This is a genomic window from Enterococcus sp. AZ129, assembly GCF_051714505.1.
GTDB lineage: Bacteria > Bacillota > Bacilli > Lactobacillales > Enterococcaceae > Enterococcus > Enterococcus faecalis.
In genome coordinates this window covers 2310972-2325333 of record NZ_JBIORY010000001.1, presented here as the reverse complement: position 1 = coordinate 2325333, position 14362 = coordinate 2310972, and the positions used below count along the sequence as shown (strand labels likewise).

Genomic DNA, 14362 nt, shown 5'->3' with positions numbered 1-14362 from the left:
TTCAAATGTTTTTTAGGAGGAAGAGAATGGAAAAGAAAATTTCACCAAATTTAACGCTCTTTGCATTAGCTATCAATGCTTTCGCAATCGGTTCAACAGAATTTATTAGTGTGGGTTTATTACCAATGATTGTTAAAAGTTTTCATATTAGTCTTTCTCAAGCGGGTTTGACTGTTTCTTTGTACGCTTTAGGTGTGACGATTGGGGCGCCGTTATTAACAATTTTGACAGGGAAATGGAATCGTCGCTCATTAATGCTGGGGATTATGCTTCTTTTCATTAGTGGGAATTTAATTGCTGCATTTGCGCCAACGTTTATTATTTTATTGGTAGGGCGGATACTTTCTGCATTGGCGCACGGTATTTTCATGTCTGTTTCGACTGTCATCGCCGCAGATGTTGTGCCGCCATCACGTCGTGCTAGCGCCATTGCTATTATGTTTACGGGGTTAACGGTTGCAACAGTGACTGGCGTACCTTTAGGGACGTTTATTGGGCAACAAACAGCTTGGCATATGTCCTTTCTTTTTATAGCCAGTATTGGCTTGGTGGGACTGATTGCTAGTTATTTTTTAGTTCCCAAAAATTTACCGATACCAGGGAAGGTTGACTTAAAAGGAATCACGCGGATTTTTACGAACAAACCCCTCGTTTTCTCTTTTCTAATTACTGCTTTTGGTTATGGTGGAACGTTTGCTGCATATACGTACTTGTCACCGTTATTGGAAAATTTAGGCTTTTCAGCCAACGCGGTAGTGATTATTTTAGTTGTTTATGGCGTAATGGTCGCAATTGGCAATACAGTAGGTGGTCACTGGGCAAATAAAAAACCCTTAGATTCGTTAGTAAAAATGTTTAGCTTATTAATTCTGTCCTTAGTCTTTTTATTTATTACTGTTTTAATGGATAACAGTCTTCTAGGCTTATTAGCAAGTTTGATGTTGGGTCTATTTGCCTTTATGAATGTACCTGGTTTACAACTATATGTTGTAGAATTAGCGGAAAAGTATGTTCCAGAAGATATCACTTTGGCTTCAGCTTTTAATATTGCAGCCTTTAATATTGGGATTACCGTCGGCTCAATGACAGGTGGGGTGGTCACAGATCATTTATCAGTAACATATACACCGATTTTTGGTGGTTTTATCGTGCTAATTGCTGTCTTGTTCGTACTTTATATTCGGAAGCAAGAAGAACAAGAAAACAACTATCTTTAGAAAACTAAAAAAAGCAGCTGGTCACTACGGAACTGACCAGCTGCTTTTTTTTAAGCTTTTTTGCGGAAATAATTCCAGGAAGCAATTAAAACAATTACTAATAAGGTTAACAAGAAAATCAGAGAAATGAGGGAGCCCATCGTTGTCCCCTGAGCAAAATTATCTGCGTGGTCTTGAGCGATATTAATAATCGTCGCTACAATGGCCGTCGCAATAGCGCCAGAAAATTGTTGAAGTGTATTAAATAACGTATTGCCGTCGCCAAAATCTTTCTCCTCTAACAAGCTCATACCAGTCGTCATCATATTACTGTATGCAAAACCTAGACCAATCATATAGGTAACATGTCCAGCGACGAATCCTAATAAAACAGGCATCTCTAGTAAAATTGTTAAAGCTAGCCAACCGATTGTCGCCAAACTTAAGCCAAATAATATAGGTTTTTTAGCGCCGTATTGATCCAACACTCGTCCAGAAAGTGGTGCCAAAATGGCCCCGACTGTAGCACCTGGCAGCATGACTAGCCCAGCTACAAACGCATTTTTTCCAAGGACGATTTGAACAAAGTTTGGTAAGACAAAGGAAATACCTAACAATAAGAATTGACAAACTAAAAAGCCACATAAAAATAAAACAAAGGCGGGATTTTTTAAAATTGTCAAACGTACTAGTGGCTGTTCAGCGGTCGTTGCTCGTTTATAAAAAATAACAAAGCCAATAACGGCTGCCAGAAGTGAAAGCCAGCCAAACAATGTGCCAATTTTACTTAAAAACATTAACAAACCACTAAATAACAGGGCAATACCAATTAAACTAACCAAATCAAGAGTGGTGGTTTTTTTAACAGGTATTTCTGGAATAGCAGATAATCCCATAAACAAAGAAAGTATTAAAATAGGAATTAAGAATAAAAAGATGGCGTGCCAAGATAGGGAAGATGTTAAGATTCCACCATACGTTGGACCAATGGCTGGAGCAATTGAAGTGGTCAATGTGCCTACCCCCATCATCGTTCCTCGTTTTTCCAGCGGGGTAAAGTTCAAAATAATATGAAACATCAGTGGCAAAGCAATCCCAGTGCTAGCCCCTTGGAAGAGTCGGCCTAATAACAAGATACTGAAAGATGGCGAATAGACATCAATCGCTAAACCAATCAAAAAGAAAAGATTCGCAACGATAAATAAGCGTCTTAGTGAATAGGTTTTTAATAAATAATTGGATAAGGGCACCATGATAGAAATAACTAATAAATAAATCGTTGTCACCCACTGCACGGTACCGGTGGAAACACCAAATTCCTTTGTTAATGTCGGAAAGGTTACATTCATTGCTGTTTCAATTAATACGCCAGCAAAAGACATAATTCCTGTCGCTAAAACGGCAGGGAATAATCGTACGTTTTTTTGTTCCATTTAATCACCTCTATAGTTTTCATTTTTTCGTAAAAAAATAGAAGCAGTTTCTATAAGAATAGAAACCGCCTCTCTCTCGACACGCAACTTGCGTGTTATCTGTACGATTTGTTTACATGTTGCATTGTAAACAGTTTTTAGGCAATCGTCAAGCAGAAAATAATTAACGTTGCATGAAGAAACTAATAATTGCAAAAATAGCAATGTGAGCTGGATAGAAAATATAAAAGAAATTCCGCATGCCACGGCCTTTTTCACCATTATAAAGAACAATTGGAATCGCTGCTAAAATCATCATCCATTGGTGGTTCACCCCGAATAGTTCTTGGAAATTATAGCTGGCTACTGAAATCAACGCAACAACGCCAATTGCTGAAATTTGTAACCACTTTTTGCCATGGAATAAATAAAAAGCCACGGCCAAGAGAACAAATAAAAACCCACCTTCTGTCATCATTAGTGATGGCACAATCAGATTGAAAATTTGGAAACCAATTAAGATAGCAGGGTTGCTTAATATGTCTGGAGAACTAAAAACAACGAGAGGTAGAGCACTGATTAATAAAGGCACAATAAACCAAAGAAGCCCTTTACCAATTTGTTTTTGTTTAAAATAGTCCATAGACTGCATGTAGACCGTACCTAAAAATAACGTCCCAAAAATATTATTGATAATTAAGCCACCTGTTGAAAAATACGCATTTAAAATGCCGTTCAGAATCCCCATAATCCAGAAGCCTAACAATAACCGGAACATGTATTTTCGCCGATTGCTTGTGTGAACGAAGCCTTCAGAACTTTCAAATAAGAAAATAGGTGCAGCAATTCGTCCAATCCATCCGAACCAACCAGGCACGCCTAAAAAACTAAAAAATTGCAATAGATGGTCAAAGACCATTGAAATAACTCCAATGACTTTCAAGTGAAAGCCAGTTAATGTTTTACCCATAGTATAAACGCCTCTCTTTCATAAAGAACAATATAACAAAGTCCAGAAAAACCAACCATTTATTTGCCTAACAGTTATCTTACAAAATTGTTTGATTTCTTCAGCTTTTGATGAAATAAAAAAGTGCCAAGACTAGTTTTTATAATTATTCTATGCTATAGTAAAAGTACATTTTAATAAAAAACATTTGGGGTGCTGTTATGGCTGAGATGATACCCATTGAACCTGATGCAGTTAGTACTGTCGCAGGGAAATGCCGATTTACTTTGATTTTTCACGCACTCATTCTGTCTTAGGATGAGTGTGTTTTCTTTTATCAGGGTTTATTTAAGTCACTCCTTTTGCTTTTTGTTAAGAGAAAGGAGTTTTTTTATTGAAAAAATGGTCATTGCAACAAGTCGTCTTACTCGCTTTTTTAGCCTTTTTGTTTGGCGGTGTTTTTATGGGGGCAGGGTTCCTCTATGCGTTATTGAATGCTGCGCTGTTACCATTAGGACTGAGTCCATTTGCCAATGAGCTTTTATTTGGAATGTGGACCATGGTGGCACCAATTGCAGCGATGCTGATTCCACGAGCGGGAAGTGCTGTTTTGGCGGAAGTTTTAGCCGCTTTGGCAGAAATGCTTTATGGTTCGTATTTCGGACCTAGTGTATTAATTTCTGGTGTGATTCAAGGCCTAGGTAGTGAAAGTGGCTTTTTTGTGACACGCTACAAACGGTACGATACACTAACGTTATTTTATAGTGCGATTGGGACGACTATTTTTAGTTATGTGTATGAATACTTTAAGTTTGGTTATGGCAATTACGGTCTGGGGATGAACATTGCTTTAATTAGCGTTCGGTTCGTTTCCATTTGTTTCTTTGGTATTTTCTTAACGAAAGTTATTTTACGAATGTATCAGTCTGCGCAAGGGTTAGCTGTGAAGGCAAAATGAATAGTATCCAATTAAAAGCTGTGTCCTTTTCACGAGAACAACCCTTGTTTGAAAAGACAAATTTAGCAATTCCTCAAGGAACGTTTTCCTTATTAATTGGCGATAGTGGTAGTGGAAAATCAACGCTCTTACGATTGATTGCCGGATTTGCTCCGCTTGATTACCAAGGAGAAATTTTGATTGAAGGAATGGAGCGCCGACAATTATCAACTCGTGAAAAGGCGCAAAAAATTGGCATGCTGTTTCAAAATCCCAGTCAACAATTTACAATGAAAACCTTGGAACGAGAACTGATTTTTGCTTTAGAAAATTTAGGAATCTCGCCTGAAGAAATGAATCGAAAAATCCAAACAGCGCTTCAACTTGTTCAGACTCAAACCTTATTCACACGAGAATTAGCGACGTTATCTGGTGGTGAAAAACAAAAAGCGGCGTTGACAGTTCTGCTAGCAATGAACCCAGATATTCTTTTATTAGATGAACCTTTTGCAAGTATTGATCCAACCTCTCGAAAACAATTTATTCAAATTTTAGCAAGACTCCATCAAGCAGGCAAAACGATTTTGGTGTGCGACCACGATTTCAGCGATTACGCTGATGTTGTGGACCAAGTCGTCACGTTGAAAAATGGCCAGTTTGAAAAGCAACCGTTGACGTTTATCAAAACAAAACCGCAGACATTTCAGCTTACAACTTCTGTGGTAAAACAACCAATGCTCCAATTGAAAAATTTTCGTTTGTCTCAGGGAAAACGAGTGCTACTTGAAGAAAAAGAAGCGCTTTTTTTTAAAGGAATTACCACGTTGACGGGGCCAAATGGGGCGGGGAAATCCACCTTATTAAAAGCCATCGTTCAGAGACAAAAATATCAAGGAAAAATGTTCTTGGCAGGCCGCCGCTTGCGGGCTTCAAAAAAATTGTATCAACACATGACATTAGCGGTGCAACAAGCCAATCGTCAGTTTGTCACGTTGACTTTACGAGAAGAGCTTTTGTTTGGTCAGAACATGACAGCAGAAAAAAGAAGAAAACAAGAGGAAGCCTTAACTTTTTTAGGTTTAAAAGAAAAACTAGAGCACAGTGTTTTTCAACTAAGTGAAGGGCAAAAAAAGATGGTGCAATTAATTAGTTTGCTGAGCTTAGATTTGGACTGTTTACTTTTAGATGAACCTTTTGCTGGATTAGATGAGCGAGCATGCAATTATTTTGTTGAATGGATCAAAGAAAAAAGTGCGCAACAAGATTTTCTAATCGTCACGCATCGGCTAGAACCTCTCTCTGGCGTGAGCAATTACCGAATAGAATTGCTGCAGCAACAACTGATTATCTGGCAGGAGGGAACCACATGCAAATAAAGCAAACAAATGCAGCAATTTATGCTTCTTTGATTCTTATTTTGACCTTTGAATTATCTTTTTCTCAGTCAATTTTGGCAAATTTGGCGGTTTTTATGGGTTGTGTCATTTTTTTAATAGGCCAGCGAAAATCCCGCTTACTGCTTTGGTTATTTTTCTTGCCACTTTTACCAGCAATCGGGACGTTTTGGTCTATTTATTTGCATGGTACGAGTAGTCAACAAGCCTGGCTTTTGTTTAGTCGAACGTATGCCTTTGCCGGTTTAGGACTAGCTTTTGCTGTAGGCGTTGATTTTGAAGAATTATTGTTGTTATTGGAACAAAAGGGGCTAGCACCAAACTTTGTTTATGGAATTTTAGTGGTGGTTCACGCCTTACCGGAAGTGAAAAGAGAAATTAATGATTTAAAAGAAGCAAGCCTACTCCGTGGCAAAACGTTTCATTTTTGGTCGCCGATGCTTTATGTTAAAACACTGCTCGTTGCTGTTTCTTGGCGAGATAAATATACGGAAGCAATGTCTGCCCATGGATATGAAGAAGGAGCCACCAGAAGTCGAAAAGAGCATTTTGTGTCAGCAAAAGTCAGTCTTGGGCTTGCTATTTTAATCATCATTTTTACCAATTTGTTTATTTTTCTAACGTAAAGGAGAAACCTATGACATTTACAGAACAAGCTAAAGAACAAGCGCAAGCTTCTTGGCAAGGGAGTTTTCAGCATCCTTTTATCACAGAATTACATGAAGGAACCTTGAATCCAACGATTTTTCGCTACTATTTAATTCAAGATCATTACTATTTAAAACACTTTAGTCAGCTTTATCGCTTGATTGCGGCACAAACGCAACAACCTCGATTGAAAAAATTACTCTTAACAAATGCGGAAAATCTTGCGTTGGGCGAATTAGCTATTCGTGAAACTTTTTTTGAAGAACTAGCAATTACGGAAGAAGAAGTTGCAGCGACACCGATTGCACCAACCGCTTATCACTATGTTTCTCATATGTATCGCCAACTTATTGAAGGAACGCCTAAGACGGCCGCAGCAAGTATGTTGCCTTGTTCTTGGCTCTATCAAGAAATTGGTGCACAGTTAGTCAAACAACACTCACCAGAGCCACTGTACCAACGTTGGATTGAAACCTATGCTGGGGAGGAAGCGTACCAACACGTCCAAGAGGAACGCCAACTGTTAGACCAATTATATGAAGAAAGTTCACCACAAGAACAAGCAGCTATGATCACCGCTTTTGTTATCAGCAGTGAGATGGAATACGCTTTTTGGGAAATGGCCTATACACACGAAACCTGGATACAAAAAGAAGAGATGAACATGTGGTAAAATAAATTTATCAAAATAGGAGGATAAATTTATGAAAAGTGTTGGTATACTATTGTTCATTGTTGGCATTGGAAATTTTGTTTATCAAGGGATTTTGACCTTACGGAAACTGCGTAAAGAAGCAAATGAGGTACGCACAACGCATAGGTTTTGTTGCACGGCTTGTGGTGAAAAATATGAGTTAAGTACTGTGGAAACAAAGGAAAAAATCAAGTGGAGTATTCATATCCGCAAAGAGACGTTGAATACACAAAAAAGCTTGTACAAATTTATTTGTCCAATCTGTGGTGAAAAAAATTTTCAGGAACGATTGTATGATTTGAATATTACCAAATTGAAAGGTAGAATTCGGTATCAAGGTACAGAATTTCAGCTAAGAGAATTAGTTCTTTTTTTCTTGAAAGGTGTATTACCATTATTACTAGTACGTTATCTATTGCGATTTTTAATTTGAGCAAAATAAAAAAACTTCCATTTTGTCACAACAAAGTGGAAGTTTTTTTGATTCTTTAAATAGCGGTTAAATATTGCTTTTTTGACAGGGCGTGATAAGATATTCAGTGACGCAAAATCTGTTGTAACTCGCTCAGTAATAACAGAAACGCCTTGCTAAGAAAGGACTGTAGAAGCCTCATGAATTATCCAGAACCGATTGCAAAATTGATTGAAAGTTATATGAAATTACCAGGAATTGGTCAAAAAACAGCGACACGGCTTGCTTTTTATACAATTGATATGAAAGAAGAAGATGCTAATGCTTTTGCAAAAGCGCTAATTAGTGTCAAGAGAGATCTCCATTTCTGTAGTATTTGCGGAAATATTACTGAAGAAGATCCTTGTGAAATTTGCCAAGATAAAAATCGTGACCGTAGTATTATTTTAGTAGTGGAAGAACCAAAAGACGTTATGGCAATGGAAAAAATGCGTGAATATCAAGGCTTGTATCACGTACTCCACGGGGTGCTTTCACCGATGGAAGGAACAGGACCAGAAGATATTAATATTGCCTCTTTGATCAAACGATTGCACGATGATGAAGTGAAAGAGGTCATTATAGCAACCAACGCTACCACTGAAGGAGAAGCGACGGCGATGTATTTATCACGGCTCATTAAACCAGCTGGAATCACCGTTACTCGTTTGGCACACGGCTTGTCTGTCGGCAGTGATATTGAATATGCAGACGAAATAACCTTGTTGAAAGCAGTTGAGGGGCGTCGAGAAATTTAAAAGAAACATCGTTGGAAAAAGAGGTTGAAATCGAAGTAGGTCGTTTCTGTGAGAAAATGTCGCAGTTCAAGCTTTTCCGTACTTCTTTTTCAGTTTCTTTTTTTCAGCGGATGCATCACTTTAAATAGGACATAAGGATTTCAATTAGACTGATAGAGCAAGATGAAGTATAATAGATACAAGTAAAAATTGATTGGAGTTTTCGCACGTGCAGGGTATTTTTATCACATTTGAAGGTCCAGATGGCGCTGGCAAAACCAGTGTTTTGAAGGAAGTTTCTGAAAGATTAGCTAAAGAGTCAAAACGAAAAATTGTCACTACAAGAGAACCAGGCGGCATACCGATTGCCGAAAAGATTCGAACAGTTATTTTAGATCCAAGAAATGACAGAATGGATGAGCGAACAGAAGCTTTACTTTACGCAGCTGCTCGTCGTCAACATTTAGTGGAAAAAATCTTGCCAGCTTTGGAAGCAGGTCATTTAGTCCTATGTGATCGTTTTGTTGACAGCTCATTAGCCTACCAAGGCGCTGGGCGTAGAATTGGGATTGCCCCCATTGCTTCAATTAATGCGTTTGCGACAGAAGGTGTCTCACCAGATTTTACAATTTATTTAGACGTTGACTCAGATACTGGCTTACGGCGGATTCAAGAAAATCGAACACAGCAAATTGATCGCTTAGATTCAGAAGGATTAGAATTTCATCAACGTGTTCGTCATGAATATTTGAAATTAGCAGAAGAAAATCCACAACGTATCAAAAAGATTGATGCACGGATGAGTTTAGAACTTGTCGTAGAAGCAACGTATCAGGCGATTATTGAACGTTATCCAGAAAACTTTTAATTATAGGAAGGTGTAGACCATGAAGATTATTTTAGCCATTGTACAAGACAAAGATAGTAACCGATTAGCCAACGAATTTATTGATGCCAATATTCGTGCTACAAAATTATCCTCAACAGGTGGATTCTTAAAAGCGGGAAACAGCACATTTATTATTGGGATTGATGATGAACGTGTCGACGAAACATTAGCTTTAATTAAAGAAACATGTCAATCAAGAAAACAATATGTTTCAACACCTGTGACTTTAGATATCACAATGGATGGCCAAATTCCTTATCCTGTGGAAGTTGAAGTAGGCGGCGCTACTTGCTTCGTCTTACCAGTTGAAGGATTCCATCAATATTAAGATGAATGAAGCACAACAGCTACAGCAAATGCAACCTTTGCTGTACAAGCAACTCCAAAAAAGTTTTGAGCATGGTCGTCTTGCCCATGCTTATCTTTTTGAAGGAGATACAGGAACTGGAAAACAAGAATTTGGCTTATGGATGGCGAAACATGTCTTTTGTACGAATTTAGTAAATCAACAGCCTTGTAACGAATGCCATAATTGTGTGCGGATTAATGAAAATGAACATCCAGATGTTTTAAGAATTGCGCCAGATGGGCAAACCATCAAAGTGAACCAAATCCGTGAATTAAAAGCGGAGTTTTCTAAAAGTGGGGTCGAGACTGCTAAAAAAGTTTTCTTAATTCAAGAAGCAGATAAAATGAGTACCGGCGCAGCCAATAGTCTCTTAAAATTTTTAGAAGAACCAGAAGGACAAATTTTAGCTATTTTAGAAACCACTTCGCTCTCTCGAATTTTACCAACGATTCAATCACGATGCCAAACCTTACATTTTCAACCATTAGTCAAAAAAATATTAATTGATCGCTTAATCAAACAGGGGATTGGTGAAAAGACTGCAACCCTTTTAGCTGAGCTGACAAATAGTTTTGAGAAAGCAGTTGAAATCTCTCAAGATGAATGGTTTAATGAAGCTAGGGAAATCATTTTGCAATGGTTTAATTATCTAAAAAGTAATGATTTACAGGCATTTATCTACGTTCAGAAGAAAATGGTCAAAGTATTTAAGGAAAAAGAACAACAAGCGCTTAGCTTTGACTTGCTCATGGTTTATTACCGTCAATTATTGGAAGAAAGTGTTGCGACACAGCAAGCCAAAAAAATAACGGAAGAGCAGGCGGAACGGTTGGCGCTAATTTTGAAAGCACGCCAAAAATGGACTGCCAATGTTAGTTGGCAAAATGTTTGTGAACAATTAGTTATCCAAATGATTCACCCTAAATCATAAAGGAAAAAAGTGCCAAGTGGCATTCAGTTTCATAATATAGTAGGAACTTAGTTGTTTCAGCAAGTTCCTTAACCGATTGAAGCGACGTTCACTTGAACTAGATTAGGAGGAATAAAATGGTAGAAGTAGTAGGAGTTCGCTTCCGTGAAGCCGGTCATATCTATTATTTTGCTCCTGGAAAATCTGAGTATATTTATAATGAGAAAGTACTCGTTGAATCTCAACAGTCAAAACAATTAGCTACTGTTGCTATTCCTAAAAAAACAGTCGATTCAGACGATTTACCAGAGGACCTAAAACCCATTTTAAATAAAGCAACAGCCAATGATTTAGAAAAAGAACAAAAAAATTTGGCTGATGCAGAAGCTGCCAAAAGCATTGCCAATGAAAAAATTCGAGCTCATGATTTAAAAATGAAATTAGTGCGAGTAGAATATACCTTCGATCGTAGCAAAATGATTTTTTACTTTACGGCAGATGGGCGAATTGATTTTCGTGAATTAGTCAAAGATTTAGCGGCTATTTTCCGGACGCGAATTGAGTTACGTCAAATTGGTGTCCGAGATGAAGCGAAAATATTAGGTGGCATTGGCCCTTGTGGCAGACAACTGTGTTGCTCAACATTTCTAGGAGATTTTATGCCAGTTTCAATCAAAATGGCTAAAGATCAAGGGTTATCTTTAAATCCTGTCAAAATTTCGGGATTATGTGGCCGCTTAATGTGTTGTTTGAAATATGAAAACGACGAATATGAAGCCGCTAAAAAAGAATTACCAGATTATGGAAAAGAAGTAATAACACCAGATGGCAAAGGCAAAGTCGTCGGGTTGAATCTATTAAGTCGGATTGTCAAAGTTCGTCTGCATGGTCGTGAAATCGCAGCGGATTATGATTACGAAGAAATCAAAGAAGCTACTGCGAAAGTTGCTGCTGAAAAAGGTGATCAAAATGGATAAACGTTCGCTCTATGATGGATTAAATTCGTTGGAAACTGATTTAGACAGTTCCGTGACACAATTAAGAGAAATTAAAGCAGCACTCCATGAGTTGGTAGAAAAAAATACCACGTTGGAAATCGAAAACCAACGCTTACGAGAGCATCTCCAAGAACTGAATAAGTTAGCAGGAAATACAACTGAAACTGAAAAACAAGAGCTATCAAAATCACGTATGAATTTGGAAAAACTTTATGAAGAGGGCTTCCATGTCTGCAATATTTTATATGGTTCAAGACGTGAAAATGATGAAGAATGTGCCTTTTGTCTTGATGTTATTTATGGGGAACGTACGCGTTAAGTCTAATGGACACTGCAAATAAAAAGGAAAGGTTTGGTTTGACAGTCAATCGATTGTCAAATCAAACCTTTATCTATTTATAGAACGAAAAAGGAAAATGAGGGATGCGCTATGCAAAAACAGAAAAGTTTTGATAAGCAAACAACAAAAGGAAAATTGTATCTTGTCCCAACACCAATCGGCAATTTAGAAGATATGAGTATTCGTTGTTTAAACATATTGAAAGAAGCAACGGTGATTGCTAGTGAGGACACAAGAAACACACAAAAATTGCTAAATCATTTTGAGATTACAACACCACAAATTAGTTTACACGAACATAATTACAAAGAGCGAATTCCTCAACTGATTACACGATTGCTGAGTGGTGAAACGATTGCCCAAGTTAGCGATGCAGGTATGCCTTCAATTAGTGATCCTGGTCATGAATTGGTTACAGCATGTCTTGAAGAAGAACTGGCAGTGATTGCCTTGCCAGGACCTACGGCAGGAATGACCGCCTTGATTGCCTCGGGTCTTTTACCACAGCCATTTACGTTTTATGGTTTTTTACCAAGAAAGAAAAAAGAACAGAAAGACGTGTTATCAGCATTAAAAGAAGAACGGCCGACACAGATTTTTTATGAGTCCCCCTATCGGATTGCTAAAACGGTCGCAACGTTTGCTGAAGTCTATGGTCAAGAACGCTCCGCTGTGATTTGTCGAGAATTAACGAAACTTCATGAAGAGTATTTGCGTGGTACCTTAGGAGAACTAACAGAATATTTAGCAGAAAATACGCTAAAAGGCGAGTGTTGTTTATTAGTTAGCGGATTTACTGGTGAGAAAGAGACAATAGCAGCAATGCCGGCTATTTCCCTCAAGGAACATGTACAAGTTTTAATGGAGGAAGAGGGACGGAGTTCCAAAGAGGCAATCAAAGAAGTGGCCAAATTGAGAAATGTAAAAAAACAAGAAGTATATAAAGAATATCATTCCATTTAAAAAAGGAGAGAAACATGAGTAATTTATTGCGAGCAGAAGGCGTGTCTTATCAAGTAAATGGTCGTAGCATTCTTTCTGATATTGATTTGTCATTTGAAACAGGCAGCAATACAACAATTGTTGGTCCTTCAGGTAGCGGGAAAAGTACATTTTTAAAAATTTTATCTTCATTATTAAGTCCTACAGAAGGCGAAATTTTTTATCAAGAAGCGCCAATTACTACAATGCCAATCGAAACATACCGCCAAAAGGTTTCTTATTGTTTTCAGCAGCCAACTTTATTTGGTGAAACCGTGTATGATAATTTATTATTTCCATTTACCGTCAGACAAGAAGCGTTTAATCAGGAAAAAGTCGTGGCATTGCTCCAACAAGTGAAATTGCCCGCTGCTTATCTTGAAAAGAAAATAGCCGAACTCTCTGGTGGTGAGCGACAACGGGTTGCTTTGCTACGAAACATTATTTTTGTACCAGATGTTTTATTATTAGACGAAGTTACAACGGGATTAGATGAAGAAAGCAAACAGATTGTCAATCAATTGTTAAACCAATTAAACAAAGAGCAAGGAGTCACGCTGGTTCGTGTCACGCATGATACCGAAGAAATTCAGCAAGCACAGCAAGTGATTCGTATTGTAGCAGGAAAGGTGGCGCCGACAGATGGATTTAGCAGTTAATAATTTATCCTTATTTTTTTCAGCCATGCTAGTGGTGGTCGCATTAATTATTAGTACTAAAGAAAAATTAGGTTTTACCAAAGATATTATTATTAGTGTGATTCGAGCAGTCATTCAATTAGTCGCAGTCGGCTATTTATTAAAATATGTTTTTCAAGTCAATAACCTGATTTTAACGCTCATCATGGTTTTGGTGATTGTTTCCAACGCAGCCTTTAATGCAAAAAAACGCAGCCAGCAATTACAAAAGGGCTTTTTGATTTCTTTCATTGCAATTGGTTGTAGCACAGGAATTACCATTGGTATTTTGATTTTTTCTGGTTCTATTAAATTTATTCCTTCTCAAATCATTCCTATCAGTGGGATGATTGCCAGCAATTCGATGGTGGCAATTGGTTTATGCTATCGCAATTTAGATACTCTTTTTCAAAACCAACGGCAAGCGGTAATGGAGAAACTAGCATTAGGTGCAACTATCAAACTCGCCTCTTTACCAATCATCCAACAAAGTGTGAAAACCGGGATGGCGCCGACGATTGATTCTGCCAAAACTGTCGGAATTGTTAGTTTGCCTGGGATGATGTCAGGCTTGATTTTTGCGGGCGTTGATCCGGTCCATGCGATAAAATATCAGATTATGGTGACTTTTATGTTGCTATCAGCAACAAGTATTGGTTCAGTGATTGCAACTTATCTTGCCTATAAAGGCTACTATAATCAACAAAAACAATTGGTTGTTTAATTAAAAAGCTGGAAATCTGTGTTTATAACTTCACGGATTTTCAGCTTTTTCTGGTTGAAATAAAGAAGTTTCAATT

General features: G+C 37.8%; 17 protein-coding genes and 1 riboswitch. Of the genes, 15 read left to right on the top strand and 2 right to left on the bottom strand.

Annotated features, from left to right (window positions below; translation table 11 throughout):
• Positions 1 to 26: 26 nt before the first annotated feature.
• The gene (locus tag IGJ90_RS11315; protein ID WP_002367223.1) at positions 27 to 1217 is read left to right on the top strand and encodes an MFS transporter; all 1191 of its coding nucleotides are present in this window, start codon (positions 27 to 29) and stop codon (positions 1215 to 1217) included.
• Between the two features lie 50 nt (positions 1218 to 1267).
• Here the strand turns inward: IGJ90_RS11315 and IGJ90_RS11310 are convergent, their stop codons facing one another.
• Complete coding sequence (locus IGJ90_RS11310; RefSeq protein ID WP_002367222.1) at positions 1268 to 2629, bottom strand: MFS transporter; 1362 nt, start codon at positions 2627 to 2629, stop codon at positions 1268 to 1270.
• Positions 2630 to 2792: 163 nt separating this feature from the next.
• Positions 2793 to 3578 carry a TraX family protein gene (locus IGJ90_RS11305; RefSeq protein WP_438768130.1) on the bottom strand — a complete coding sequence of 262 codons (786 nt, stop codon included), beginning with the start codon at positions 3576 to 3578 and terminating at the stop codon, positions 2793 to 2795.
• Positions 3579 to 3756: 178 nt separating this feature from the next.
• Positions 3757 to 3847, top strand: a riboswitch (TPP riboswitch).
• A 104-nt stretch (positions 3848 to 3951) separates the two neighbouring features.
• On the opposite strand from IGJ90_RS11305, the gene IGJ90_RS11300 reads away from it, so the two are divergent.
• From IGJ90_RS11300 to IGJ90_RS11235, 14 genes are all read left to right on the top strand, one after another.
• The gene (locus tag IGJ90_RS11300) at positions 3952 to 4515 is read left to right on the top strand and encodes an ECF transporter S component (RefSeq protein WP_002359429.1); all 564 of its coding nucleotides are present in this window, start codon (positions 3952 to 3954) and stop codon (positions 4513 to 4515) included.
• On the top strand, positions 4512 to 5870 hold the full coding sequence (locus IGJ90_RS11295; protein WP_002367221.1) for an ABC transporter ATP-binding protein: 1359 nt from the start codon (positions 4512 to 4514) through the stop codon (positions 5868 to 5870). Before IGJ90_RS11300 ends, IGJ90_RS11295 begins: the two co-directional genes overlap by 4 nt.
• Positions 5861 to 6514, top strand: a complete 654-nt coding sequence (locus IGJ90_RS11290; protein WP_002362491.1) for a CbiQ family ECF transporter T component — start codon at positions 5861 to 5863, stop codon at positions 6512 to 6514. Before IGJ90_RS11295 ends, IGJ90_RS11290 begins: the two co-directional genes overlap by 10 nt.
• Positions 6515 to 6525: 11 nt before the next feature.
• The gene (gene tenA, locus IGJ90_RS11285) at positions 6526 to 7209 is read left to right on the top strand and encodes a thiaminase II (protein ID WP_002367220.1); all 684 of its coding nucleotides are present in this window, start codon (positions 6526 to 6528) and stop codon (positions 7207 to 7209) included.
• Between the two features lie 31 nt (positions 7210 to 7240).
• A complete protein-coding gene (locus tag IGJ90_RS11280; RefSeq protein WP_002367219.1) occupies positions 7241 to 7663 on the top strand; it encodes a hypothetical protein in 423 nt (140 codons plus the stop codon).
• 179 nt (positions 7664 to 7842) lie between these two features.
• The gene (gene recR, locus IGJ90_RS11275; protein WP_002356363.1) at positions 7843 to 8439 is read left to right on the top strand and encodes a recombination mediator RecR; all 597 of its coding nucleotides are present in this window, start codon (positions 7843 to 7845) and stop codon (positions 8437 to 8439) included.
• 208 nt (positions 8440 to 8647) lie between these two features.
• Complete coding sequence (gene tmk / locus IGJ90_RS11270; protein WP_002356366.1) at positions 8648 to 9286, top strand: dTMP kinase; 639 nt, start codon at positions 8648 to 8650, stop codon at positions 9284 to 9286.
• A gap of 19 nt (positions 9287 to 9305) precedes the next feature.
• Complete coding sequence (locus IGJ90_RS11265) at positions 9306 to 9635, top strand: cyclic-di-AMP receptor (protein ID WP_002356367.1); 330 nt, start codon at positions 9306 to 9308, stop codon at positions 9633 to 9635.
• A 1-nt stretch (position 9636) separates the two neighbouring features.
• Positions 9637 to 10587: a DNA polymerase III subunit delta' gene (gene holB, locus IGJ90_RS11260; RefSeq protein WP_438768127.1), complete on the top strand. Its 951-nt coding sequence runs from the start codon at positions 9637 to 9639 to the stop codon at positions 10585 to 10587.
• A 116-nt stretch (positions 10588 to 10703) separates the two neighbouring features.
• The gene (locus IGJ90_RS11255) at positions 10704 to 11543 is read left to right on the top strand and encodes a PSP1 domain-containing protein (RefSeq protein ID WP_002356371.1); all 840 of its coding nucleotides are present in this window, start codon (positions 10704 to 10706) and stop codon (positions 11541 to 11543) included.
• Positions 11536 to 11883 (top strand): DNA replication initiation control protein YabA, encoded by a 348-nt coding sequence (locus IGJ90_RS11250; RefSeq protein ID WP_002356372.1) that lies wholly within the window; start codon positions 11536 to 11538, stop codon positions 11881 to 11883. Before IGJ90_RS11255 ends, IGJ90_RS11250 begins: the two co-directional genes overlap by 8 nt.
• A 111-nt stretch (positions 11884 to 11994) precedes the next feature.
• Positions 11995 to 12867: a 16S rRNA (cytidine(1402)-2'-O)-methyltransferase gene (gene rsmI / locus IGJ90_RS11245; RefSeq protein WP_049095892.1), complete on the top strand. Its 873-nt coding sequence runs from the start codon at positions 11995 to 11997 to the stop codon at positions 12865 to 12867.
• A gap of 14 nt (positions 12868 to 12881) precedes the next feature.
• Positions 12882 to 13544 carry an ABC transporter ATP-binding protein gene (locus tag IGJ90_RS11240; RefSeq protein WP_002356375.1) on the top strand — a complete coding sequence of 221 codons (663 nt, stop codon included), beginning with the start codon at positions 12882 to 12884 and terminating at the stop codon, positions 13542 to 13544.
• Complete coding sequence (locus IGJ90_RS11235; RefSeq protein WP_002356377.1) at positions 13528 to 14286, top strand: ABC transporter permease; 759 nt, start codon at positions 13528 to 13530, stop codon at positions 14284 to 14286. Before IGJ90_RS11240 ends, IGJ90_RS11235 begins: the two co-directional genes overlap by 17 nt.
• Positions 14287 to 14362: the final 76 nt, after the last annotated feature.